The following is a 24,741-nucleotide window of genomic DNA, read 5'->3' as shown; positions in this document are numbered from 1 at the left end:
TTCGTTCATCGTTCACCGTTTCTCACACTTAGCGTGTTGTTATGTGAAAACATCCCTGTTTCAATTCGTACTTTACATAACATTTATCCGCCTTACGAACATCCCGCAAGACTTCGGCCAATACCAGCTTTAAAGTATCAGCACTCACATCCTGAAGAGGACGTCCATCCTCATCTTCCACTTTCTTAAACCGTTTCCAACTCACATCGAATGTAGTTCCGTAAAAATGGCAAGAATTCTTCGATGCATTCCCATTTCGACGACGCAAGCGTTTTACATCATTCTCCGTCCGAAGTACGGAAGTTACAATAATTTTATTCGGATTGAGCCCCTTAGCAGTCAATGAATCCAAGAAATTTGCCCCTATCGTATCGAGTAACGCACTGGCGCGCGGCACTAAATAAGGAATAGAATGAGTGAGTGAATCTACCACATAAAAGTCATTATCGACAATATGAACCAACTTTCCATCCATCTCTTCCGCTTCTTCGCGCGAAGCCAATGGTGCAATGCCCCACGCATGTGCTGCTTTTAACTGTACATCATTCAGATCTCCAAACGAACGTTTATAGCTCACCACTCCTTTAATATTGCGCGGTTCGTTAAGCTTAAGAGACATGTCTTTCTTTTTGCAACCCGCCAGACAAGGCAATATAAAGCATAAAAAGATAGAAATTACAAAGTGGCTCCTGCACTTAGATTGATTCATAATTAGTCTTTTTTATAAGTTCCCAGAGTGCAAATATACTGGAATTGTCTTTTTCAGGAAAGAGCATCGCAAATTAATTCGGCAAGAATCTGCAAAGTATGAGAACGATTCATTAAATTTGCAGTCCATTTCACAGCATATGCGTGAACCTTTAAATTGATTCAATGATAGAAAAACTGATAGTTCTTGAGGATATTGATCCGGTCATCTTTTACGGCGTAAACAACGCCAACATACAATTAATAAAAGCTTTGTATCCAAAGCTACGCATTGTTGCCCGAGGCAATGTCATCAAAGTGCTGGGCGATGAGGAAGAAATGTGCGCTTTTGAGGAAAATATCACCAAGCTTGAAAAATATTGTGCCGAATACAATTCGCTGAAAGAAGAAGTCATTATCGACATCATTAAAGGTAATGCACCACAAGCTGAAAAAGCGGGAAATGTTATTGTATTCAGCGTCACAGGGAAACCCATCATTCCACGTAGCGAAAACCAACTGAAATTAGTGGAGGGGTTTGCCAAAAACGACATGGTATTTGCTATCGGACCGGCCGGTTCGGGCAAGACTTATACAGCGATCGCTCTGGCCGTTCGTGCACTGAAGAACAAAGAAATCAAGAAAATAATTCTCAGTCGCCCCGCGGTAGAAGCCGGTGAAAAGTTAGGCTTTCTTCCCGGAGATATGAAAGATAAAATCGATCCGTATCTACAACCACTCTATGATGCTTTACAAGACATGATTCCGGCAGCCAAGCTGAAGGAATATATGGAACTGAACATCATTCAGATCGCTCCGCTCGCTTTTATGCGCGGACGTACACTCAATGACGCAGTAGTCATCCTGGACGAAGCCCAAAATACCACTACCCAACAAATTAAAATGTTCCTCACCCGTATGGGAATGAATACCAAGATGATCATTACCGGTGACATGACCCAGATCGATCTTCCGGCCTCACAAACATCGGGATTGGTACAGGCATTGCGTATTCTAAAAGGAGTGAAAGGAATCAGCTTTGTCGAACTGAATAAAAAAGACATTGTGCGACACAAGCTTGTAGAACGTATCGTGGACGCTTACGAAAAGTTCGATAAGGAAAAGAAAGCCGAACGGGAAAAATTAAACGGTGAACGGCTTACAATAAGTAAAGAACGGCAAAACGTTGGTAATTTGTAATTCATAATTATATAAAAGTATGAAAGCATTAACAAAAACAGATTTCAACTTTCCGGGACAAAAAAGTGTGTACCACGGAAAAGTGCGTGATGTGTACAACATCAATGGCGAACAACTCGTAATGGTAGCTACCGACCGTATTTCGGCCTTTGATGTAGTGTTGCCCGAAGGTATCCCTTATAAAGGACAAATGCTGAATCAGATTGCAGCAAAATTCTTGGATGCAACCACAGACATCTGTCCGAACTGGAAACTCGCCACTCCCGACCCAATGGTTACAGTGGGAGTACTCTGCGAAGGTTTCCCGGTAGAAATGATCGTACGTGGCTATCTTTGCGGAAGCGCATGGCGTGCTTACAAAAACGGCGTACGCGAAATCTGTGGCGTAAAACTTCCTGAAGGTATGAAAGAGAACCAAAAGTTCCCTGAACCGATCGTCACTCCGACTACAAAAGCAGAAATGGGATTGCACGATGAAGATATCTCCAAAGAAGAAATCCTGGCTCAGGGACTGGCTACTCCGGAAGAATATGCCATCCTCGAAAAATATACATTAGCTTTGTTCAAACGTGGTACCGAAATAGCAGCGGAACGCGGTTTAATCTTGGTAGACACCAAATATGAATTTGGAAAGCACAACGGTACCATCTATCTGATGGACGAAATCCATACTCCGGACTCAAGCCGTTATTTCTACGCCGAAGGTTATCAGGAACGTTTTGAAAAAGGCGAAGCACAGAAACAACTTTCCAAAGAATTTGTACGTGAATGGTTGATGGAAAACGGTTTCCAAGGCAAAGAAGGACAGAAAGTTCCTGAAATGACTCCTGCTATTGTGGAAAGCATCAGCGAGCGTTATATCGAGCTGTTTGAAAACATCACCGGCGAAAAATTCGTGAAAGAGGATACCAGCAACATTGCTGAACGTATCGAAAAGAACGTAATGGCATTCCTTGCAAAATAGGAAACCTGAATCAGAAACGAATTAAGATTCACTACAGAGTATACGGAGTGTGCGGAACGTGCAGACTGTTACGATCCATAAAACTCTGTAAACTCCGTAGTGAATAAAATCGAATAAAAGAATGAACTACCCACAAGAAAAGATCAAACCTTATAGCAACGATGGGAAAAAGAGCGAACAGGTAGAACAAATGTTCGACAACATTGCCCCTGCATACGACCAGTTGAATCATACTCTATCGTTAGGGATCGACCGGAGCTGGCGGCGAAAGGCAATCAATTGGCTCAAACCTTTCCGTCCGCAACAAATAATGGATGTAGCAACCGGCACCGGTGATTTTGCTATCTTGGCATGCCATGAATTGCAACCCGAACAACTGATCGGAACAGACATTTCTGAAGGAATGATGAATGTGGGACGTGAAAAGGTAAAAAAGGAAGGTCTTTCCGAAAAAATATCTTTTGCAAGGGAAGACTGTACCTCTCTCTCGTTTGCCGACAACCGTTTCGACGCTATCACCGTCGCTTTTGGTATCCGTAATTTTGAAGATTTGGATAAAGGACTTTCTGAAATGTACCGTGTCCTCAAAACAGGCGGACATTTAGTCATTCTCGAACTGACAACTCCGGATCGTTTTCCGATGAAGCAAATGTTTACCATTTATTCTAAGATAGTTATCCCGACTCTCGGCAAATTATTATCAAAAGACAACAGTGCTTACAGCTATCTACCCCAAACGATCAAAGCTTTTCCCCAAGGAGAAGTTATGAAAAATGTTATTTCACGGGTGGGTTTCAGCCAAGTTCAGTTCAGGCGGCTGACATTTGGTATCTGTACACTTTATACGGCTACGAAATAAATATTAATTTAACATCTTCCCCCTTTATGCAAAAGTACGGTTTAATTGGCTATCCACTGAAACATTCGTTTTCCATCGGCTTTTTCAATGAAAAATTCAAATCTGAAGGCATAGATGCCGAATATGTAAACTTCGAAATTCCTGAAATCAATGATTTTATGGAGGTGATCGAAGAGAACCCCAATCTGTGCGGACTAAATGTGACAATCCCTTATAAAGAGCAGGTAATCCCCTTCCTTGATGAATTGGATAAAGACACTGCAAAAATCGGTGCGGTCAATGTTATTAAAATAATTCGTACCCCTAAAAGAAAAATAAAGCTGGTGGGATATAATTCTGATATTATAGGATTCAGCCAGTCCATTCAGCCCTTGTTGCAACCTTATCATAAAAAAGCCTTAATCCTGGGTACCGGCGGTTCGTCAAAAGCGATTTATCATGGCCTGAAGAATCTGGGTATCGACAGTGTTTTCGTATCACGCACCAAGAAAGAAGGTATGCTGACTTACGAAGAATTGACACCGGAAGTTATGGCAGAGCATACGGTGATTGTAAACTGTACCCCGGTAGGTATGTATCCGAAAGTAGACTTCTGTCCTGCCATACCTTATGAGTTGCTAACCCCAAACCATTTACTCTACGATTTGTTATATAATCCTAACATCACTCTTTTCATGAAGAAAGGAGAAGAGCATGGGGCAGTAACCAAAAATGGGCTTGAAATGCTACTATTACAAGCGTTTGCCGCATGGGAAATATGGAATAAGTAAATGAAAAAGGGAATTAAGATAGGCGTCATAACATTATTATTGCTGCTTACCGGATGTACGATAGGCGGAAGTTTTTTCATGCTCAATTATTCGCTTCGTCCGGAAGCGAAGATACGTGCCAAAAATGCTGACTCCTATCCTTTCATGTACAAGAATTATCCTTTTCTGCGTCCCTGGGTGGATAGTCTCAATCAGGCTCATGCACTTCGGGACACTTTTGTTTTAAATCCGGAAGGTATCCGGCTACATGCTTATTACATTGCGGCTCCGCAACCAACCAAAAAGACGGCAGTCATTGTACATGGTTATACAGACAATGCCATTCGCATGTTTATGATAGGTTACCTGTATAACCATGATTTGCAATACAATGTACTATTGCCCGACCTCCAACATCAGGGGGAGAGTGGTGGTCCCGCCATCCAGATGGGCTGGAAAGACCGCCTGGACGTAATGCAATGGATGCACATCGCCAACCAGATTTACGGGGACAGTACCCAAATGGTAGTACACGGTATTTCAATGGGAGGAGCTACCACCATGATGGTTTCGGGAGAGGCACAACCTTATTTCGTAAAATGTTTCGTTGAGGACTGTGGTTACACCAGTGTATGGGATGAATTTTCACATGAACTGAAATCGAGTTTTCACCTCCCGTCATTCCCACTGATGAATACAACCAGCTGGCTATGCCAGAAAAAATACGGATGGAATTTTGAAGAAGCCTCCTCTTTGAATCAAGTAAAAAAAAGTCATCTACCGATGTTTTTCATTCACGGTGACAAAGACACATACGTGCCTACATGGATGGTCTATCCTCTTTATGAAGCCAAATCGGCTCCAAAGCAACTCTGGATTGTACCGGGAGCTGCACATGCCGTATCTTATAAAGAGAACAAGGAAGAATACACCCGGAAAGTCAAAGAATTTACAGACCGCTACATTCACTGATATGAAACAGATACTCACATACCTGCTCTTTATATGGATACTCCTCCCATTAAAAGCAGAAGAAAAAATATATACCGTAGACAACATCCCTAAAGTGCACTTGCAGAACAAGATGCAGTATGTTTGTAATCCTGCCGGCATCTTGTCACAGCAAGCTTGTGACGAAATAGATGCAATGCTATATGCACTGGAACAGCAGACGGGGATTGAAACAGTTGTTGCCATAGTGCCATCGGTCGGAGATAAAGATTGCTTTGAATTCTCCCATCAGCTACTCAATCAATGGGGAGTAGGCAAAAAAGGTAAAGATAACGGACTGGTTATCTTATTGGTTACCGATCAGCGCTGTATCCAGTTTTATACCGGATACGGACTGGAAGGCATTCTGCCTGATGCCATATGCAAACGTATACAAATGCAAGAGATGATCCCCTATCTCAAGAAAGGAGAGTGGAACCAAGGAATGCTGGCAGGAGTAAAAGCTGTATGCCAGCGCTTGGACGGCTCGATGGTAAACGATGATGAAGGTCGTGGAGAAGAAGGGATATCTGTCTCCATGCTTCTCGTTGTCATCTTAGGTTTTATTACGATAGCGGGAGTGGTCGGCATACTGGCAGTACGTGCAAGTACCCGTTGCCCTAAATGTGGGAAACATCAACTCCAGCGCAGTAGCACGAAATTGATATCGAACCGTAATGGAGTAAAGACCGAGGACATTATATATACCTGCCGCAATTGCGGACATACTGTAGTCCGACGCCAACAATCGTATGACGACAATTACCGGGGACGCGGAGGAGGAGGTCCTTTCATCGGAGGATTCGGAGGAGGAAGTTTTGGATCCGGCGGTGGAGGCGGTTTCAGCGGTGGAAGCTTCGGAGGCGGTTCCGGTGGCGGTGGAGGTGCCGGCTCACGTTTCTAAAAAATCAATCCATAAAATATGCGAATCCGGAATTAAAGTTTTTGCTCCCTCTGATTTGCATGAGTCATTAATCAGTAATACAAAAAGAAACAATATGAAAAAGTCAGTTATTATCCTTATTGCCGTAGTGGCAGTTATCATTATCTGGGCTATCAGTGCCTATAACGGACTGGTATCCATGGACGAGAATGTAAGTAGCCAGTGGGCTAACGTAGAGACACAATATCAGCGCCGTGCAGATCTGATCCCCAATCTGGTCAACACGGTTAAAGGATATGCTTCGCACGAAAAAGAGACTCTCGAAGGAGTTGTAGAGGCTCGTAGTAAAGCTACCCAGATCAAAGTAGATGCCAACGATCTCACTCCGGAGAAGTTAGCCGAATATCAGAAAGCACAGGGAGCCGTCACATCCGCATTGGGCAAGCTGCTTGCCATTACCGAAAATTATCCGGACCTGAAAGCTAATCAAAATTTCCTTGAGTTACAAGCACAACTGGAAGGTACAGAAAACCGGATCAACGTTGCCCGCAAAAACTTTAACGATGCTGCACAAGCATACAATACATCTATCCGCCGTTTCCCCAAAAGCATCTTTGCTTCTGTATTCGGCTTCGAGAAACGTACCTATTTCGAAGCCGCCGAAGGAACGGAAAAAGCACCGGAAGTAAAATTCTGATCGGTCACACACATTTTTTCTCACCGGCAATGATTGTTAATGCACGATCTTACCCCAAAAAGGAGATTGTCTTCAAATAGAAAAACGAGACAGCATTACTTATTATTTGCAAGTTCCGATATAAAAATCCCCCTGCTTTGGCCTTAGTCGATCACGATACAAGGCAAGAGTCAGGGGATTTTTACATTCCCACATTCTTCATATTTCTCTTAAAACCCATTTCAGGCCCAGTCATTTTCGTGACATACAATTTTGATAGAAAAGTGGCATCCACTCAGGATATTAATTACAAAACAAAATATTTTTTTGTCTATATTCCTAAAGCAGCGGTAGAAAATCTATTTCAGGCGGCAACTAAAGTCCATCTTTAACCGTCAAAACAAAGAATCGTCGAAAGAGCTTCCTTTCCCCACAAACAATTCAGAAACGGTACACAAAATTCTTTTAAACTTTTCATTTCAAACTTCAAATTAAAGAATGAACCCTCTCCCCCATCATATTACCGGATCGTTATATCCTCCAATTTGTTGGCTATAAGGAAAAAAAGCTGTACTTTTGCCGTTGTATACAAAATCCAAATAACTCATGAGTAATCAACGATACATGATGCGAGGCGTCAGCGCATCAAAAGAAGATGTGCACAATGCCATCAAGAACATCGACAAAGGAATTTTTCCACAAGCATTCTGTAAAATAATCCCTGATATTTTGGGTGGGGACCCTGAATATTGTAATATCATGCATGCTGATGGTGCAGGAACCAAATCGAGCCTGGCCTATATGTATTGGAAAGAAACGGGAGATCTCTCCGTTTGGAAGGGTATTGCACAAGATGCACTGATCATGAACATAGACGACCTGCTTTGTGTGGGTGCCGTTGACAATATTCTTGTATCCTCTACTATCGGACGTAACAAGTTGCTTATCCCCGGAGAAGTAATTTCTGCCATCATTAACGGAACAGACGAATTGCTGGCCGAACTTCGTGAAATGGGAGTAGGCGTATATGCCACCGGAGGTGAAACAGCCGATGTAGGTGATCTCGTCCGCACTATTATCGTAGACAGTACAGTGACATGCCGCATGAAACGTGCAGATATTATCAACAATGCCAATATCCGTCCGGGAGATGTCATTGTGGGACTTGCCTCTCATGGACAGGCCACTTATGAAAAAGAATATAATGGCGGTATGGGCAGCAATGGACTGACTTCCGCCCGTCATGATGTATTCGCCAAGTATCTGGCTGAGAAATATCCCGAAAGCTATGACGCCGCAGTACCTGAGGAACTGGTTTATTCGGGCGGACTAAAACTGACAGATACAGTAGAAGGATCTCCGATCGATGCCGGAAAACTCGTACTCTCTCCTACCCGCACCTACGCACCGGTAGTGAAAAAATTGCTTGATGCACTGCGTCCCGAGATTCACGGAATGGTGCACTGTTCAGGTGGGGCACAAACGAAAGTATTGCACTTTGTAGGCGACGTACGTGTAGTCAAAGATAACCTTTTCCCTGTACCTCCATTGTTCAGAACCATTCAGGAACAAAGCGGTACCGACTGGGCTGAAATGTATAAGGTATTCAACATGGGACACCGCCTCGAAGTATATCTCTCTCCGGAACATGCAGCCGAAGTGATCGCCATCAGTGACTCCTTCGGTATCCCGGCACAAATTGTGGGACGTATTGAAGAGAGTGATAAAAAAGAACTGATTATCAAAAGTGAATTCGGTGAATTCAGATATTAATGTATAGGAAAGAATCGATCTGTAAAATCACAAATCCCAGAGAAATAGAAGAAAAAGAAATAGATGGCAGACAACAATAGTATATTAGAAAAGCTCGACGGCCTTGTAGCCCGTTTCGAAGAGGTGTCTACCCTTATTACTGACCCGGCAGTGATTGCCGACCAGAAACGATACGTAAAACTGACCAAAGAATACAAGGAGCTGGACGACTTGATGAAAGCCCGTAAAGAATACATGCAACTACTGGCTAACATCGAAGAAGCTAAAGATATTCTCTCAAACGAATCGGATGCTGATATGAGAGAAATGGCAAAAGAGGAAATGGACAACAGCCAGGAGCGTCTCCCTGTATTGGAAGAGGAAATCAAATTATTACTGGTACCGGCCGACCCTCAGGATGGTAAGAATGCCATTCTTGAAATACGTGGCGGTACAGGTGGTGATGAAGCTGCGATCTTCGCAGGCGACCTTTTCCGGATGTACGCCAAATTCTGTGAAACGAAAGGTTGGAAAATGGAAGTATCCAGTGCCAATGAAGGCGCTGCCGGCGGATATAAGGAGATCATTTGCAGCGTTACAGGCGATAATGTATACGGTACACTAAAATACGAATCGGGAGTACACCGTGTTCAACGAGTACCTGCAACAGAGACCCAGGGACGTGTACACACTTCGGCAGCCTCGGTAGCCGTACTACCCGAAGCCGAAGAGTTCGATGTAGTGATCAACGAAGGTGAAATCAAATGGGATACTTTCCGTTCCGGAGGTGCAGGTGGACAGAACGTCAACAAGGTTGAATCGGGTGTCCGTTTGCGCTACATTTGGAAGAATCCGAATACAGGAGTAGCAGAAGAGATCTTAATTGAATGTACCGAAACCCGCGACCAACCGAAAAACAAAGAGCGCGCCCTGGCACGCCTCCGTACGTTTATCTATGACAAGGAACATCAGAAGTATATCGACGATATTGCTTCAAAGCGTAAAACAATGGTTTCGACAGGTGACCGTTCGGCTAAAATCCGCACTTATAATTATCCGCAGGGACGCATCACCGACCACCGCATCAACTATACCATTTATAACCTGGCTGCCTTTATGGACGGCGATATTCAGGAATGTATCGATAAACTGACTGTGGCCGAAAATGCGGAGCGCTTGAAAGAGAGTGAATTGTAACGGACGGTTACTTCAATTGTAAATCGTAAATTTGTAAATTAAGTAAAGATGAACAAGCAATCATTATTTGAAAACATCAAACGCAAAAAATCATTTCTTTGCGTAGGACTTGACACAGATATCAAGAAGATACCCGATCACCTGTTGGATGATCCGGATCCCATCTTCGCTTTCAATAAAGCAATTGTCGATGCAACGGCTGACTATTGCATCGCTTATAAACCCAATCTGGCCTTCTACGAAAGTATGGGTGTAAAAGGATGGATCGCTTTTGAAAAGACCGTGAACTACATCAAGGAGAATTATCCCGATCAGTTTATCATCGCCGATGCCAAACGTGGTGACATAGGCAATACCTCAGCAATGTATGCCCGTACTTTCTTCGAGGAACTGGACATCGACTCTGTCACTGTAGCTCCTTATATGGGAGAAGACAGCGTTACTCCATTCCTGTCTTATGAAGGCAAGTGGGTAATCTTGCTGGCACTGACTTCAAATAAAGGTTCTCATGACTTCCAGCTGACAGAAGATGCCAACGGCGAACGTCTGTTCGAAAAAGTGCTAAAAAAATCACAGGAATGGGCTAACGACGAACAAATGATGTATGTAGTAGGTGCCACTCAGGGACGTGCTTTCGAAGATATTCGTAAAATTGTCCCCAATCACTTCCTCTTGGTCCCGGGTATCGGTGCTCAGGGAGGTTCTCTCGAAGAAGTATGCAAATATGGTATGAACAGCACCTGTGGACTTATTGTGAATTCCTCTCGCGGAATTATTTATGTAGATAAAACAGAGAATTTTGCCGCTGCCGCCCGTGCTGCTGCCAAAGAAGTGCAAGAGCAAATGGCAGAACAGCTGAAAGCTATTTTATAATGCCTCACGAACGGAAGATTATCAATGATCCGGTATTCGGGTTTATCAACATACCAAAGGGGTTGCTGTACGACATCGTACGGCATCCCCTTTTGCAGCGCTTAAACCGCATCAAGCAAGTAGGACTTTCGTCTGTTGTTTATCCCGGTGCACAGCATACCCGCTTTCAACACTCTCTGGGTGCCTTCTACCTGATGAGCGAGGCCATCACACAACTGGCTTCCAAAGGTAACTTTATATTCGACAGTGAAGCCGAAGCCGTACAGGCAGCCATCCTGTTGCACGACATCGGTCACGGTCCTTTCTCGCATGTACTTGAAGATACCATTGTCAAAGGAGTATCTCACGAAGAAATCTCTTTGATGCTGATGGAGCGGATGAACAGGGAGATGAACGGACAGCTGAGTTTGGCTATCCAGATATTCAAAGATGAATATCCCAAACGTTTCTTACATCAGTTAGTAAGCGGACAACTGGACATGGACCGTTTAGATTACCTGCGTCGTGATAGCTTCTACACCGGAGTCTCGGAAGGAAACATCGGTTCGGCCCGTATCATCAAAATGCTTGATGTGGCAGACGATCATCTGGTAGTGGAATCCAAAGGAATCTATTCCATAGAAAATTTCCTGACTGCAAGGCGATTGATGTATTGGCAGGTTTATCTGCACAAAACATCGGTAGCTTATGAACGAATGTTGATCAGTGCCCTGTTACGTGCCAAAGAACTCGCTTCGAAAGGAGTCGAATTATTTGCTTCACCGGCATTGAAATTTTTTCTGTATAATCACATCGATCCGGAAGTGTTTTACAATAACCCGGACTGTCTGGAGAACTTTATTCAATTGGACGATAATGACATCTGGACAGCTTTAAAGGTATGGAGTACCCACACGGATAAGGTTTTATCTACATTAAGCCTGGGTATGATTAATCGCAACATCTTCAAGGTGGAGATATGCTCCGAACCTATTAGTGAAGAACGAAAAAAAGAATTGACTTTACTGATCAGCCGACAATTAGGCATTACTCTTTCCGAAGCGGACTATTTTGTCTCTACCCCCAGTATCGAAAAGAACATGTATGATTCGGCTGATGACAGCATTGATATTATTTATAAGGACGGAACAATAAAAAATATTGCAGAAGCATCGGACATGCTAAACATTTCATTGCTCTCTAAAAAGGTAAAGAAATACTATATCTGCTACTTGCGTTGGGATAGATAAGTATAAAATATTCATCAAAGAGTAAGGATATATAAAAAAAAAGTCCGTTATTTGCGTACTAATTAAATTTTAAAGTAAGATTATGGAGTTCTCGGCTAAGCAAATTGCAGCATTTATCCAAGGGGAAATTATAGGTGACGAAAACGCTACTGTACATACATTCGCAAAGATAGAAGAAGGAATACCAGGCGCTATCTCTTTCCTTTCCAATCCGAAATATACACCTTATATATATGAGACTAAAGCTAGCATTGTGTTGGTGAACAAAGATTTTACTCCCGAACAAGAAGTAAAAGCAACGTTAATCAAAGTAGACAATGCTTACGAGAGCCTTGCCAAGTTGCTCAATCTGTATGAAATGAGCAAACCCAAAAGAACCGGTATTGACGAACGTGCCTATGTAGCGGAAACCGCTAAAATAGGAAAAGACGTATATATAGCTCCTTTCGCTTGCATCGGTGATCATGCGGAAGTAGGAGACAACACAGTGATTCATCCGCATGCCACTGTGGGAGGTGGTGCCAAGATAGGCAGCAATTGTATCTTGTACGCCAACTCGACTGTATACCATGATTGCCGGGTAGGTAATAACTGTATTCTGCATGCGGGATGCGTGATCGGAGCAGACGGTTTCGGTTTTGCCCCTACCCCACAAGGATACGAAAAAATTCCCCAAATCGGTATTGTTATCCTGGAAGACAATGTAGAAGTCGGCGCCAATACTTGCATCGACCGTGCAACCATGGGAGCAACCGTTATTCATAGCGGAGTAAAGTTGGACAATCTGGTCCAGATAGCCCACAACGATGAAATAGGTTCGCATACCGTCATGGCTGCCCAAGTGGGCATCGCAGGTTCTACCAAGGTAGGCGAATGGTGTATGTTCGGCGGACAAGTAGGCATTGCCGGACATCTCAAAATAGGCAACCAAGTGAATCTGGGAGCCCAATCGGGTGTTCCCGGAAATATAAAATCCGGTAGCCAACTTATCGGAACTCCCCCTATGGAGCTAAAACAATTTTTCAAAGCATCCATTGTACAAAAAAGCCTTCCGGAGATGCAGATTGAGTTACGCAATCTCCGCAAAGAAATAGAAGAATTAAAACAACAATTAAATAAGTAACCAATGCTGAAACAAAAAACTCTGAAAGAGAGCTTTTCACTGAGAGGAAAAGGTCTTCACACTGGACTTGACCTGACTGTTACGTTTAACCCCGCCCCGGATAACCATGGCTACAAAATACAGCGTACGGATCTGGAAGGGCAACCCATTATCGATGCCGTAGCCGACAATGTAGGTGAAACGACAAGAGGGACCGTGCTGTCAAAAAATGGAGTAAAAGTAAGCACAGTTGAACATGGAATGGCAGCTCTATATGCCTTGGGCATCGATAACTGTCTGATCCAAGTCAACGGACCGGAATTTCCGATTCTGGACGGAAGTGCACAATATTATGTACAAGAAATAGAGAAAGTAGGAATCGAAGAACAAAATGCCGTTAAAGATTTCTATATCATCAAATCAAAAATAGAATTCCGTGACGAGGAGACAGGATCGTCTATCATCGTACTTCCTGATGAGAACTTCAGCCTGAACGTATTGGTATCTTACGATTCAACCATCATCCCCAACCAGTTTGCCACACTGGAGGATATGAAGAAGTTCAAAGATGAAATTGCCCCCAGCCGTACCTTTGTATTTGTCCGTGAAATCGAGCCACTGTTGTCGGCCGGACTCATCAAGGGTGGCGATCTGGACAATGCCATCGTTATCTACGAACGTGAAATGTCCCAGGAAAACTATGACAAGCTGGCCGATGTCATGAGAGTCCCTCACATGGATGCCAAGCTGTTGGGATACATTAACCACAAACCTCTGGTATGGCCCAACGAATGTGCCCGCCATAAATTGTTGGATGTCATCGGCGATCTTGCTCTGATCGGTAAACCCATTAAAGGAAGAATCATTGCTACGCGTCCCGGACACACCATCAATAATAAATTCGCACGTCAGATGCGCAAAGAAATTCGCCTGCACGAGATACAGGCGCCTACCTATGATTGCAACCGTGCTCCGATTATGGATGTGAACCGCATCCGTGAACTACTCCCCCACCGTTATCCATTCCAATTGGTAGATAAGGTGATCGAAATTGGTGCCAACTACATTGTTGGTGTAAAAAACGTAACCTCCAACGAACCCTTCTTTCAGGGACACTTCCCTCAGGAACCTGTGATGCCAGGTGTACTGCAAATTGAAGCAATGGCTCAAATCGGCGGATTACTCGTTCTGAATTCAGTAGATGAGCCGGAGCGTTATTCTACTTATTTCATGAAAATCGATGGTGTGAAGTTCCGTCAGAAGGTAGTTCCGGGCGATACCCTGATATTCCGTGTTGAGTTATTGGCTCCTATCCGCCGGGGCATTTCAACCATGAAAGGCTATGCTTTCGTTGGTGAAAAAGTAGTCTGTGAATGCGAATTCATGGCTCAAATAGTAAAAAACAAATAATTTATTAAGCATGATAAGTCCCTTAGCGTATATTCATCCCGAAGCAAAAATCGGTGAAAACGTAGAGATAGCTCCTTTTGTGTACATTGATAGAAATGTAGTCATCGGAGATAACAATAAAATTATGGCTAATGCCAACATCCTGTACGGTTCACGTATCGGTAACGGAAATACAATCTTTCCGGGAGCCGTTATCGGAGCAATCCCACAAGATTTGAAATTCAAAGGTGAAGAAAGTACAGCCGAAATAGGTGACAATAACCTGATTCGTGAAAACGTGACCATCAACCGAGGTACAGCAGCTAAAGGCAGAACCATTGTAGGTAACAACAACCTATTGATGGAAGGCGTCCATGTGGCCCACGATGCATTGATCGGCAACGGTTGTATCGTTGGTAACTCCACCAAAATGGCCGGAGAAATCATCATCGATGACAATGCCATCATCAGTGCCAATGTGTTAATGCACCAATTTTGCCGGGTAGGCGGATACGTCATGATTCAGGGAGGATGCCGTTTCAGTAAAGATATTCCTCCGTATATCATAGCCGGACGCGAACCTATCGCTTACAGTGGAATCAACATCATCGGACTCCGTCGTCGTGGTTTTTCGAACGAGATTATAGAGAATATCCACAATGCCTACCGCATCATTTATCAAAGCGGACTCAACACTTCGGATGCTCTCACAAAGGTTGAAGCAGAAGTGCCGGCCAGCCCCGAAATAGAATACATCGTTGATTTTATTCGCAACTCGGAACGGGGAATTATCAGGTAAATAAATAGAAATCAATAAGAAGAGGAGGATGTTTTCCAAGCATCCTCCTTTTTTGTGGAATAAACCCAGCCATCTTATTTGCAATCTTTCGGTTTTTTATTACTTTTACGCCATCAATAAAACAGTAACAACTATGATATACAGATTTACCATTATATCTGATGAGGTTGACGATTTCGTCAGAGAGATACAGATTGACCCGGAAGCTACTTTCTTCGATCTTCATGAAGCTATCCTGAAAGCAGCAAACTATACAAACGACCAGATGACTTCTTTCTTTATCTGTGATGATGACTGGGAAAAAGAAAAAGAAATTACACTGGAAGAGATGGACAATAATCCGGAAATGGACAGCTGGATTATGAAAGAGACCCGCCTCAACGAGTTGATTGAAGATGAAAAGCAAAAATTGCTTTACGTATTCGATTACATGACTGAACGTTGTTTCTTCATCGAATTGTCCGAAATCATCACCGGAAAAGAAATAAAAGGTGCTAAATGTACTAAGAAATCGGGTGAAGCCCCCAAGCAAACAGTCGATTTCGAAGAGATGGCAGCCGGAGGAGGCTCACTCGATCTGGATGAAAACTTCTACGGTGACCAGGACTTCGATATGGAAGACTTTGATGCCGAAGGATTTGATGTAAATGACGGTGCAGCCGGAGGTGGAAGTTCATACGACGAAGATAAATTTTGAATAATATGCCCATGTGACCACATCCGGTGGGTTATGACATCTTACTACCCGCCCCCTATGCTGTCACATGGGTACATTATCACATGACCAATCGTTATGACTGCCAAAACTTTAATTGTACTTATAGGTCCTACAGGTGTAGGAAAAACGGAGTTAAGCCTCCGCATAGCAGAATATTTCAAGACGAGTATCATTTCGTCTGACTCCCGACAGTTATACGCCGAACTTAAGATAGGAACGGCTGCTCCGACCCCGGAGCAATTAAAACGGGTTCCACACTACTTTGTAGGTACCCTGCAACTTACCGATTATTACAGTGCCGCCCAATACGAGACGGAAGTAATGAGTGTTCTCGAACAGTTATTTCAACAACATCATGTCGTCCTGCTCACCGGAGGCTCTATGATGTATGTGGATGCCATCTGCAAAGGCATTGATGACATACCGACAGTAGATGCCGAGACTCGTGAGCTCTTGCTACATAAATATGACACAGAAGGACTCGATAATCTCTGTGCCGAACTGAAGCTACTGGATCCGGAGTACTATAAAATTGTAGATTTAAAAAATCCCAAACGAGTCATCCACGCCTTGGAAATCTGTTACATGACAGGGAAAACTTATACCTCTTTCCGTACACAACAAAAAAAGGAACGCCCGTTCCACATCCTAAAAATAGGACTGACGCGAGATCGCGCCGAATTATATGATCGCATCAACCGTCGTGTAGACCAGATGATGGACGAAGGATTGCTGGAAGAAGCCCGCTCCGTATATGCCCACCGAGAGTTGAACTCCCTGAACACTGTAGGCTATAAGGAAATATTTAAATATCTGGATGGAGAGTGGGATCTTGACTTCGCTATCGAAAAAATAAAACAGAACTCACGTATCTACTCACGCAAACAAATGACCTGGTTCAAACGGGATGAAGAGATCAGATGGTTCCATCCTGAACAAGAGAAAGAAATATTATCGTATCTTCAGGCCTCAATTAAATAAACAGGTTTATATAGAAGATGAATTCTTAACAAAGAAGCGAAAAAAGCCAGATAAAATAAAAAGAGTTGCAAAGGAAGCGTTATTACATAATATTTTTAGTATCTTTACCGATAATAAGAATATCCCTTAAAAGTTAACACTATGCGAAAACGAGTACTTTTCTTACCCGGCATTGCAGCGCCCATTGTCTTGCGCATAATCACTACAATTAAATTCAATCTTCAATTTTTTATCCAATATCGGGGCATTGACACCAATCGGATACGAATATAATAATGGATATAATCGCATGCGAATATGATTTTAGTGCAGATATTAGTCAAAGACCTCTTTAATATGATAAAAAAAATATTTTTCTCCAGCTTCCTATTGATTATAATGTTCTGCGGATGTATGACCCAGAATGAAATAACAGGTTCGGTCGCAAAGTTAGAAACAGTAGAAAAAGTAGTGGATGACACTCTTTTCCTAAAAAATCCTCAAGTCTTCTGCTTGGAAACCAAAGACAATGCATTGATAAAGCGTATAAATCGGGTAATAGAATGGAAAAACACCTATTATATTTTAGATAAATCCATGAAGCAAGTGTTGGCTTTCAATGACAAAGGCAGACACCTATTTACCATACACCGTGTAGGGATAGGTAAAGGAGAATATGGAAGCATACTGGATATAGCCATAGACAGGCAAAATGAAAATTTAGTATTCCTGGCTGACCCGACCTCACTGATATATTATGACTTACAAGGAAACTTCATTAAAACTACCAAACTACAAGGATACTATCATTCAATAGCAATTGACAACGGAGTGACATATTTAGAAAATGCCACATATATTAATAATCAGTTATCCACATCATCCATCACAGTAATAGCCCCGGACAACCAAAAGACTGAACTATTAAAACCACTCCGAGAAATAGCTCCTTATTGTTTTATCGGAGGAAGCCGGCTGAATGGAACCACTCCTATTGTATTTACCAGAAAATTCGATAACACCATCTACCAACTGGAAGACGGAAAGATAACCCCTTACTACTCTTTCGATTTTATGAACGAGAATTTTCCGGAAGCTGCTAAAGACAAAGAATACACCTGTCGTGAGCTTAATAAATTCACCTGGGATCGATATGTATATTTAATGGCTAATGTGGCAAATGCTCCCCAGTATTTAATGTTCAGTACGAATCTGTTCGGTGTATATGTATTTGATAAAACGCAAAACAAATTATTGAAATACAATAAGATACGAAATACGGGATACCAAACAGACTTACACCAATACATACCGGTGGAAGGAGCCAACAACCGTGTATTCTTCACGGTTTATCCTACGACCCTGTTCAGCCTCAAAGCTATCGTAGACAATCATCCATCTTTCAAGGATAAAATGTCCGATAAACTATATAAATTGACAGAATCATTGGACAGCGACTCTAATCCTGTCATTTTCAGCTATCAGATAAAATAAATATTTGACAATAGGATATATCTCCAACGCCACCGATTACCCAAACGGTTATCCCGGTTTACGTAATCGGTGGTAAACAAACTGTTATCTCTCTTTTATTTTTCCAGATTCTCCAGATCGATTTCCACGATCAGCTCTGTTCCTTTTCCCGGAGCAGAGTTCAAAGTCAGAGTTCCCCTCAGGTTTTCCACACGCTCTTTTATGATAGTAAGACCAATTCCCGTCTTCCCGGTCTGTTGCTCAAATCCTCTTCCATTATCCGAAACCGTCAATTTCACCTTGTTATCTTCCCGCACCAGGATAATCTTCACCAGCGTGGCTTGTGCATGCTTCAACGAGTTACCAACAGCTTCCTGTACAATTCGATAGATCTCCAGCGACACCTTCTGCGATAAATTGTCAAAGTTATCCTCCGGTTCGAGCAACAGCTCCAGTTCGGTCTGCCCCGGCTGATTATGCTGATATACATAATCCTGAAGAATCTCCGATAACGAAGCGTATTTGAAAATAGGTGGCATCAGGTCATGCGAAATGCCCCGTACTTCCGCTTGCAAAGTTTGTAACGTGTCCATGATCTCCTCACAGCTACTTGTTCCATCGGTGATTTTCATCTTGATGGCCAATAATTCATTGGAAACATTATCATGAAGTTCCTTCGCCAATCGCTTTCTTTCCACCTCAAGACCTTCCAGATAATATTGAACTTTACGCTGTTGCGCTTCATGCACTAAAGACTGGAACTCCCGTTCCCTTTCCTCAAGTTTTGTCTTCTGCAACTTAACCAGAAGTTCAGCTTCCTGCTGCTTTAGTTTGGCAATCTGCAACATTCCTTCATGAATACGCTGGCGCGAACGATAGCGTTTCAAAAGTAAAAAGATAGTGACCAGTGCCAGAACAATAAGAATGGCCGAAAGAATATTAATCCGTCGGTTCTTTTCGTTAATAGCGGACAATTGCTCCACAACCCGTTCCTTTTCATTCAGATTATATTGTGTCCGTAATTTCTGGATCGTCTTATTGCTATTTTTGTCAAACAAGCGAGTTTCATATTTCAGTGAATTACGGGCTGCCTCCAAAGCCTTATTATAAAGTTCCTGCTTCTCGTATACCTTAGCCAACAGTGTATAGAATTCAATCAAAGCATGATAGTAATCCACCTCCTGCTCTTCATCCATCCGCTTCAACTCACGCAGTCCGTCCTGTAAATGTTGTTCGGCCAATTCATAATCAGCCTGATAATAGGCAATTACTCCCGAAACATAACTGACCGAAACATTGGCATCGATCTTTTTAGGATTCATCAGTTTCTTACCCGTTTCAAAGCACTGTTCGGCTTCCTTGATTTTTCCCGCCTCACTGTAAACTATTGCCTGGTGCAAATAATTGTCGGATATGACATATCCCACGTCATAAGGATTTTCGGTGGATGTGTAGACCTTAAAAGCCTCCTGGTTATACTTCGTCACAGAATCCAGCAAATCCACCCGGTGTTCATTCTGATATAAGGCATAAAAGTATTTCGCCTTTATGGTCCACTTCAATATCTGCTGAAAAGGGAAATCTACCGGTAAGTCTTTCATCGCTTCCGACAATTCATGTAATCCCTCATCATCTTGCCACATCGAGTAAATGATAGACAGATCATAATAAATCTCCGTTAAGATGGCCGGCTTCATTTCATTGCGATTAAAATACTCAGCAGCCTGATAATAATTCTCATGTGCCTGTTCCATCAGGTTCTTATCCGAATAATAGATTCCGGCAATGTAGTGCATCATACCGGAAATATTGTTGTTTTCAAACTTTCCCTTATTCATAAAAGCACTGTCCAGATAGTTTTTAGCCTCAGTCATATGTCCAAGTTGATTTTCGAACATGGCTACAATGGAATAAAGACGGGTAATGACCGCCTTATCCTCCACCTCTTTCGCTTCCGGAATCAATTGCTTCAGCACGGCAATCTGATGCTCCCGTGAAAGATATTCGATATCCCCGGTCATATAATAACGTTCCATCAAAGGAATCTTTTTATTTTTCATCAGATTCATTATCGAATCATACTGTGCGGCATCGTCTTGTGCATCGGCCGCTATAACGCAGCAAAATAGAAATAGAAAAACGGATAATAATCTCTTCATAAATACATAATGGTTAAAGTGTAATCCTCCGACTCGGAATAAACATGGCTTCAGAGTCCAAACAGTTCGTTATATCGTTGGCTAATATACGAATCTATTTCATTATATAATTGATAAAGTTCTTTCAAATCGATATTTTCCCGTTTTTTTCCATCCTTCCGACCGGGGATAGAAGGCTTATCCTCCATGGTGAGTTTTGACACATTGGTCTGTGGGAGTAGCACCCCACAATAAATATTTTTTAGTCTGCCGGATTCAATGTCACGTTTACCTCCGGAGCCACAGCCTTTTCAACTGTTGTCATGCCCGTATATGAAATACGGAGCATAGCGTTCTTGGGAGCCAAAAGAACAAAACGTCCATAAGCATCAGACATTGTTCCCGAGACGGTTCCCGAAATAAATACAGATGCCCCCGCCAATGGCTTATCCAGATGATCTTTGACCACTCCTACAACCTTCACCCCGTCTTCCGGATCCGAAGCAGAAAGAGACAGCACATTTTGCACATCCTTTCCTTTCAGTGTAATCAGAATTACGCCATGTTTGGCCTTATCTCCATATATGGCTGTCGACGCTTCGTCTTTCAGAACACTGATAGACTCAATCATATCCGGATTGATATCCCGTTGCATCTGCTCGCCGGTTATCTCTTTTCCATCCACAAGGATCAAGGGCTGAGGTTGAGAACCGGCATTTCTAACCGAAAACAAATCCATCCCGCTTCTTTTCATCCCATCCGTTATGGTTACTTTCGAGTGCGTAGGTACCGTTTCCAACCGGGATACTTCAAAAGCCTCTTCTTTCGGAGCATCTTTTTTCACAGTATCTTTCAACACCTCAACCTTTTTTTCAGGCACTTTAGTCCCTACTATTTGCACGAAATCATTCACTTTCACGGCCGAGATTTCATCCATCTTACCCGAAATCTCAGGACGGGCAAATGCAGTCACAGCAATGGCGGCCAAAGGAAGTACATACAAGTACTTCAATCGTGCCCATGGATTTGACTTTTCTTTTAACATCATAGTGATACGTTTTTTAAGTTTACTGTGATTAAAGCTGTTGGCCATAGAGTAGAGCCTTGTGCCAACAGCTTTTTTTATCAGTAGCAACTGATATTGCCTGGCATTAACTCCCTCTCTGATAACAGACTCATCCGCTTCATACTCATGAATATTCTGAAGTTCCTGCTTTAATAGCCAGGAAGCCGGATTGAACCATTGAAAGAAAATACAGATATCGGCAATCAGCAAATCGACAGAGTGACGATTACGAACATGTGCTGCCTCATGAATGAGTATCTCTCTGCCATCCTCCTCCAAATCCACTTTAGAGATAACAATATACTTCATCCAGCTGAAAGGTGAAATCTTTTGTTGATGAATCACTAAGGTCATTCCGTTTTCCATCTTCTCTTTCTCCCCTGACCTCAGCAGCATCAACAGACGCCCCAAAGAATAAATATGCCGGCAGGCGAAAAAGAGAACTCCTGATAAATAAACCATCAAAAGAATCTGTATGCCGGATAAAGTCACCGCTTCGGCAGGTGTCACCTCCGATACCGGCATATCTGCCATCATCAATAATTGTTCGATAGTAAGCATCGTCTGATGTACTTCTGTCTGTTCGATAGTAGTCAGTTGAACAAGAGGCAACAACAGAGACAGCAACAACAGAGTCAACAGAGCGATCCTGTTAAATCGGTGAAATGTCTCCTTGCTCAATAACAAGCGGTAAAACAGATAAAAACCTGCCAGGCAAACAGAAGACTTTACTATATAAACGAAAAAGAGTCCCATCATATCCGCATCATTTAATTATTCTTCGTTCTTTTGCTCCACCTCCTGAATCAACTTCTTGAGGTCGTCAAGCGAAATATCTTCTTCCTTCACCAATGACGACACAGCACTGAGATACGAATTATTGAAATACTTGCTAATTACACTTTTCAGCGTACGTTTACTAAAGTCCGATTCGCTGACTACCGCATAATACTGATAGGTATTGCCATAAGTATGATGTGCTAAAAAGCCCTTCTCTTCCAATCCGCGCACAATTGTAGACAAAGTATTGAAATGTGGTCTTGGCTCATCATAAAATGCCAGTATCTCTTTCACAAACAAAGGACCCTTCTCCCAGAAAAATCCCATAATCTCTTCTTCTTTTGCTGTTAATCTTTTCATAACCTTTTCTTCATTTGAACACAAATAACGAAAAGATTTAGTTCAAAAACTAATTTCAGCAGTTAATTAAAACTAAAGCGGATAGTTTCATGATAAAGCATATACAGCAAAACATTACCAGCCGATAAAGTGTTATTTCATACATTTTTTAACCGTTTGCTATGCTAAATCAAAAATAATTCTCACCTTTGTGATGCGTTATATAATTTTTTAAGCAGAGATAGAGAAATAAATATTTCTTTGTCTTACTTTAGCTACGGGCATATGATCGTATATGTCCGCAGCTTTTGGATAAAACGGCTCTGTCCCCGTGTCCAACTCCGTAATGGGTTGGCATATATTTATTTCTTGCTCTGCATGAAATTATATAACGCAAACGGGTCAGCAGGGCCGTTCATTTTTCCCTGCCTATTACGTTTAAGCCATGGGCAAACCTATTATCAGAATTTTATATTTCCAACGCCGGGGAATCGACGCCAATGGTTATTACAGATTGAATTACATCATTCAGCGAGGCAGAAAGATTCTATACTATGCCACAGAAACCAAGGACTTTGAATATTCAGACTGTTTCACTTCTTCCTGTTTAGCCGAACGGAAAGAAACGATTCTCGATACAGCCCAATACATCTTCAAAGTTCACAAGGTGAGATATTCCCGCCTGATACTAAGTCCAAGCTACTCATATATCACTAAGTATAAATCCCGTATCCGGCAGATCTGCACCGCCACCCGATTTTGTAAATCAGACATCATTTGGACGATGTGTCCCCGGAGTTTCATACCTATTTCAAAGATTCCATTTTCATTTTAGTTTTTTCTTTCAGTTTGAACCTTTATATACATTCTTAAATCCAGATCTCTACAACAAACTCAACCAGTTGATGCGAACCGCTGTTTCTTTATTGCCCCCCGTAAAGAGCAGCGGTTCTTTTTATCCTGCCAATTAAGTAAATAAACATCTTAATTTTGCTATACTTATAAAGCATCGTATATCAATATCTTACTTCTTATCTCAGCACCTTTATCCCGGTCCGCGTACCGGGGCTTATGGGCTCAGGTACACGGGACGAAATAAGGACTGCACCATTTCCTAATTAAACAACGAAAAAACAAAATACTTTAAAAGGTATATTTGCTTAAGAAGTGTGCAATCTATATCTGTAGTTCAGATACTTACGTGAAATATCACCTTAAAACAGAGGGTGGAAGATGGAAGATCGATTTTTTGAGGGTTCTTCTTCAAATTTGGTGGTAAGTTTTCTTTTACTCATGGAATCTAATTCAGTTTTCGGAAGGGTAAGCCCTCGTTTATAGTTGACAAAAAAGCAGGTATCCCGGTTTTCGCCCGCAGAGTCCATCCGTGAGGTGAAGAAGCTAATCTTAGACTAAAACTTCTGAAAATCAACATCTTTAAAAAGTAAGATTTCTATCCTCAAAAGCTTTGTTTTAACAAAGAGTTAAAGCTTGTTCTTTGGATGTGAATAAGAAGTTCTTTAAATGCAAAAGACTTGTTATTTGCGCACAAGAACCTGACAACCTGCAAAAGACGTTAACAATGTTAATTGAAAAAAGGTATAAGGAGGAAGATACCGGTTCAGACGGCGTAAACTCACTTCCGAAACTTAAGCTATCTTATTCAGCCGGTGTCTGTTTTTTCTTATTAAAGCAAGCAAAAAGGACAATTATCAACTTGGAAATAAAGAAATAAAGAATTTACCACCAAATTTGAAGAAGAACCATCTTTTGCAGGAGATGGTATTTCAAATCAGGAGCGTGAATGCGTAGGGTTACGCAAGAGGGCAAGCGTTTCAGGTATCCGCAACAACGATACGGCATATTTTCAGCTGCTTGCATACGTTTCCCGAAATTATCATGTACCTTTGTACTCCCGTTT

The 24,741-nt window shown here is 42.2% G+C and carries 23 protein-coding genes; 19 read left to right on the top strand and 4 right to left on the bottom strand.

Going from position 1 to position 24,741, the window contains the following annotated elements; genetic code table 11:
* Nucleotides 1-28 precede the first annotated feature (28 nt).
* Complete coding sequence (locus BF9343_RS03950) at nt 29-709, bottom strand: DUF5715 family protein (protein ID WP_005785158.1); 681 nt, start codon at nt 707-709, stop codon at nt 29-31.
* 164 nt (nt 710-873) lie between these two features.
* Here BF9343_RS03950 and BF9343_RS03945 point away from each other — a divergent pair, with 164 nt between their 5' ends.
* The 17 genes from BF9343_RS03945 (at nt 874) to BF9343_RS03860 (ending at nt 18,521) form a co-directional block, all read left to right on the top strand.
* Nucleotides 874-1,887, top strand: a complete 1,014-nt coding sequence (locus tag BF9343_RS03945; RefSeq protein ID WP_005785156.1) for a PhoH family protein — start codon at nt 874-876, stop codon at nt 1,885-1,887.
* A 19-nt stretch (nt 1,888-1,906) separates the two neighbouring features.
* Entirely contained in the window at nt 1,907-2,851 is a 945-nt protein-coding gene (locus BF9343_RS03940) for a phosphoribosylaminoimidazolesuccinocarboxamide synthase (RefSeq protein ID WP_005785154.1), read from the top strand.
* Nucleotides 2,852-2,972: 121 nt separating this feature from the next.
* Nucleotides 2,973-3,710: a bifunctional demethylmenaquinone methyltransferase/2-methoxy-6-polyprenyl-1,4-benzoquinol methylase UbiE gene (gene ubiE, locus BF9343_RS03935; protein ID WP_005785152.1), complete on the top strand. Its 738-nt coding sequence runs from the start codon at nt 2,973-2,975 to the stop codon at nt 3,708-3,710.
* Nucleotides 3,711-3,736: 26 nt separating this feature from the next.
* A complete protein-coding gene (locus BF9343_RS03930) occupies nt 3,737-4,480 on the top strand; it encodes a shikimate dehydrogenase family protein (protein WP_005785149.1) in 744 nt (247 codons plus the stop codon).
* Nucleotides 4,481-5,431 (top strand): alpha/beta hydrolase, encoded by a 951-nt coding sequence (locus tag BF9343_RS03925; RefSeq protein WP_005785146.1) that lies wholly within the window; start codon nt 4,481-4,483, stop codon nt 5,429-5,431.
* A gap of 1 nt (nt 5,432) precedes the next feature.
* Complete coding sequence (locus BF9343_RS03920; RefSeq protein ID WP_010992216.1) at nt 5,433-6,353, top strand: TPM domain-containing protein; 921 nt, start codon at nt 5,433-5,435, stop codon at nt 6,351-6,353.
* Nucleotides 6,354-6,447: 94 nt separating this feature from the next.
* Entirely contained in the window at nt 6,448-7,029 is a 582-nt protein-coding gene (locus tag BF9343_RS03915) for a LemA family protein (protein WP_005785140.1), read from the top strand.
* 585 nt (nt 7,030-7,614) lie between these two features.
* Complete coding sequence (locus BF9343_RS03905) at nt 7,615-8,781, top strand: AIR synthase related protein (protein WP_010992214.1); 1,167 nt, start codon at nt 7,615-7,617, stop codon at nt 8,779-8,781.
* Nucleotides 8,782-8,844: 63 nt separating this feature from the next.
* Nucleotides 8,845-9,957, top strand: a complete 1,113-nt coding sequence (gene prfA / locus BF9343_RS03900; protein WP_005785133.1) for a peptide chain release factor 1 — start codon at nt 8,845-8,847, stop codon at nt 9,955-9,957.
* A gap of 48 nt (nt 9,958-10,005) precedes the next feature.
* Entirely contained in the window at nt 10,006-10,830 is an 825-nt protein-coding gene (gene pyrF / locus BF9343_RS03895) for an orotidine-5'-phosphate decarboxylase (RefSeq protein WP_005796043.1), read from the top strand.
* Nucleotides 10,830-12,059, top strand: coding sequence for an HD domain-containing protein (locus BF9343_RS03890; RefSeq protein ID WP_005785125.1), 1,230 nt, complete (start codon nt 10,830-10,832; stop codon nt 12,057-12,059). Before pyrF ends, BF9343_RS03890 begins: the two co-directional genes overlap by 1 nt.
* Nucleotides 12,060-12,141: 82 nt before the next feature.
* The gene (gene lpxD, locus BF9343_RS03885) at nt 12,142-13,182 is read left to right on the top strand and encodes a UDP-3-O-(3-hydroxymyristoyl)glucosamine N-acyltransferase (protein ID WP_005785122.1); all 1,041 of its coding nucleotides are present in this window, start codon (nt 12,142-12,144) and stop codon (nt 13,180-13,182) included.
* Between the two features lie 3 nt (nt 13,183-13,185).
* Nucleotides 13,186-14,571 (top strand): bifunctional UDP-3-O-[3-hydroxymyristoyl] N-acetylglucosamine deacetylase/3-hydroxyacyl-ACP dehydratase, encoded by a 1,386-nt coding sequence (locus BF9343_RS03880; RefSeq protein ID WP_005785120.1) that lies wholly within the window; start codon nt 13,186-13,188, stop codon nt 14,569-14,571.
* A gap of 10 nt (nt 14,572-14,581) precedes the next feature.
* On the top strand, nt 14,582-15,349 hold the full coding sequence (lpxA, locus tag BF9343_RS03875; protein ID WP_005785118.1) for an acyl-ACP--UDP-N-acetylglucosamine O-acyltransferase: 768 nt from the start codon (nt 14,582-14,584) through the stop codon (nt 15,347-15,349).
* A gap of 133 nt (nt 15,350-15,482) precedes the next feature.
* Nucleotides 15,483-16,046 (top strand): IS1096 element passenger TnpR family protein, encoded by a 564-nt coding sequence (locus tag BF9343_RS03870; protein WP_008769509.1) that lies wholly within the window; start codon nt 15,483-15,485, stop codon nt 16,044-16,046.
* Between the two features lie 96 nt (nt 16,047-16,142).
* Nucleotides 16,143-17,048 (top strand): tRNA (adenosine(37)-N6)-dimethylallyltransferase MiaA, encoded by a 906-nt coding sequence (gene miaA / locus BF9343_RS03865; protein ID WP_005785112.1) that lies wholly within the window; start codon nt 16,143-16,145, stop codon nt 17,046-17,048.
* A gap of 297 nt (nt 17,049-17,345) precedes the next feature.
* Nucleotides 17,346-18,521 (top strand): 6-bladed beta-propeller, encoded by a 1,176-nt coding sequence (locus BF9343_RS03860; RefSeq protein WP_010992213.1) that lies wholly within the window; start codon nt 17,346-17,348, stop codon nt 18,519-18,521.
* A gap of 95 nt (nt 18,522-18,616) precedes the next feature.
* Here BF9343_RS03860 and BF9343_RS03855 read toward each other — a convergent pair whose 3' ends face one another.
* From BF9343_RS03855 to BF9343_RS03845, 3 genes are all read right to left on the bottom strand, one after another.
* Entirely contained in the window at nt 18,617-20,659 is a 2,043-nt protein-coding gene (locus BF9343_RS03855) for an ATP-binding protein (RefSeq protein WP_005785104.1), read from the bottom strand.
* 241 nt (nt 20,660-20,900) lie between these two features.
* Complete coding sequence (locus tag BF9343_RS03850) at nt 20,901-22,463, bottom strand: M56 family metallopeptidase (protein WP_005785102.1); 1,563 nt, start codon at nt 22,461-22,463, stop codon at nt 20,901-20,903.
* A 15-nt stretch (nt 22,464-22,478) separates the two neighbouring features.
* Nucleotides 22,479-22,844 (bottom strand): BlaI/MecI/CopY family transcriptional regulator, encoded by a 366-nt coding sequence (locus tag BF9343_RS03845; RefSeq protein ID WP_010992211.1) that lies wholly within the window; start codon nt 22,842-22,844, stop codon nt 22,479-22,481.
* Between the two features lie 424 nt (nt 22,845-23,268).
* Between BF9343_RS03845 and BF9343_RS22020 the strand changes: the two genes are divergently transcribed.
* The gene (locus tag BF9343_RS22020; protein WP_010992210.1) at nt 23,269-23,658 is read left to right on the top strand and encodes a hypothetical protein; all 390 of its coding nucleotides are present in this window, start codon (nt 23,269-23,271) and stop codon (nt 23,656-23,658) included.
* A gap of 666 nt (nt 23,659-24,324) precedes the next feature.
* Nucleotides 24,325-24,555 carry a hypothetical protein gene (locus tag BF9343_RS23875; protein WP_041926301.1) on the top strand — a complete coding sequence of 77 codons (231 nt, stop codon included), beginning with the start codon at nt 24,325-24,327 and terminating at the stop codon, nt 24,553-24,555.
* Nucleotides 24,556-24,741: the final 186 nt, after the last annotated feature.

The organism is Bacteroides fragilis NCTC 9343 (assembly GCF_000025985.1).
GTDB classification, from domain to species: domain Bacteria; phylum Bacteroidota; class Bacteroidia; order Bacteroidales; family Bacteroidaceae; genus Bacteroides; species Bacteroides fragilis.
This window is presented reverse-complemented; position numbering and strand designations above follow the sequence as displayed.

Coding starts and splice junctions, on each gene's coding strand:
- BF9343_RS03950 (WP_005785158.1), bottom strand. CDS start 709: ATGAATCAATCTAAGTGCAGGAGCCACTTTGTAATTTCTATCTTTTTA.
- BF9343_RS03945 (WP_005785156.1), top strand. CDS start 874: ATGATAGAAAAACTGATAGTTCTTGAGGATATTGATCCGGTCATCTTT.
- BF9343_RS03940 (WP_005785154.1), top strand. CDS start 1,907: ATGAAAGCATTAACAAAAACAGATTTCAACTTTCCGGGACAAAAAAGT.
- ubiE (WP_005785152.1), top strand. CDS start 2,973: ATGAACTACCCACAAGAAAAGATCAAACCTTATAGCAACGATGGGAAA.
- BF9343_RS03930 (WP_005785149.1), top strand. CDS start 3,737: ATGCAAAAGTACGGTTTAATTGGCTATCCACTGAAACATTCGTTTTCC.
- BF9343_RS03925 (WP_005785146.1), top strand. CDS start 4,481: ATGAAAAAGGGAATTAAGATAGGCGTCATAACATTATTATTGCTGCTT.
- BF9343_RS03920 (WP_010992216.1), top strand. CDS start 5,433: ATGAAACAGATACTCACATACCTGCTCTTTATATGGATACTCCTCCCA.
- BF9343_RS03915 (WP_005785140.1), top strand. CDS start 6,448: ATGAAAAAGTCAGTTATTATCCTTATTGCCGTAGTGGCAGTTATCATT.
- BF9343_RS03905 (WP_010992214.1), top strand. CDS start 7,615: ATGAGTAATCAACGATACATGATGCGAGGCGTCAGCGCATCAAAAGAA.
- prfA (WP_005785133.1), top strand. CDS start 8,845: ATGGCAGACAACAATAGTATATTAGAAAAGCTCGACGGCCTTGTAGCC.
- pyrF (WP_005796043.1), top strand. CDS start 10,006: ATGAACAAGCAATCATTATTTGAAAACATCAAACGCAAAAAATCATTT.
- BF9343_RS03890 (WP_005785125.1), top strand. CDS start 10,830: ATGCCTCACGAACGGAAGATTATCAATGATCCGGTATTCGGGTTTATC.
- lpxD (WP_005785122.1), top strand. CDS start 12,142: ATGGAGTTCTCGGCTAAGCAAATTGCAGCATTTATCCAAGGGGAAATT.
- BF9343_RS03880 (WP_005785120.1), top strand. CDS start 13,186: ATGCTGAAACAAAAAACTCTGAAAGAGAGCTTTTCACTGAGAGGAAAA.
- lpxA (WP_005785118.1), top strand. CDS start 14,582: ATGATAAGTCCCTTAGCGTATATTCATCCCGAAGCAAAAATCGGTGAA.
- BF9343_RS03870 (WP_008769509.1), top strand. CDS start 15,483: ATGATATACAGATTTACCATTATATCTGATGAGGTTGACGATTTCGTC.
- miaA (WP_005785112.1), top strand. CDS start 16,143: ATGACTGCCAAAACTTTAATTGTACTTATAGGTCCTACAGGTGTAGGA.
- BF9343_RS03860 (WP_010992213.1), top strand. CDS start 17,346: ATGATTTTAGTGCAGATATTAGTCAAAGACCTCTTTAATATGATAAAA.
- BF9343_RS03855 (WP_005785104.1), bottom strand. CDS start 20,659: ATGAAGAGATTATTATCCGTTTTTCTATTTCTATTTTGCTGCGTTATA.
- BF9343_RS03850 (WP_005785102.1), bottom strand. CDS start 22,463: ATGATGGGACTCTTTTTCGTTTATATAGTAAAGTCTTCTGTTTGCCTG.
- BF9343_RS03845 (WP_010992211.1), bottom strand. CDS start 22,844: ATGAAAAGATTAACAGCAAAAGAAGAAGAGATTATGGGATTTTTCTGG.
- BF9343_RS22020 (WP_010992210.1), top strand. CDS start 23,269: ATGGGCAAACCTATTATCAGAATTTTATATTTCCAACGCCGGGGAATC.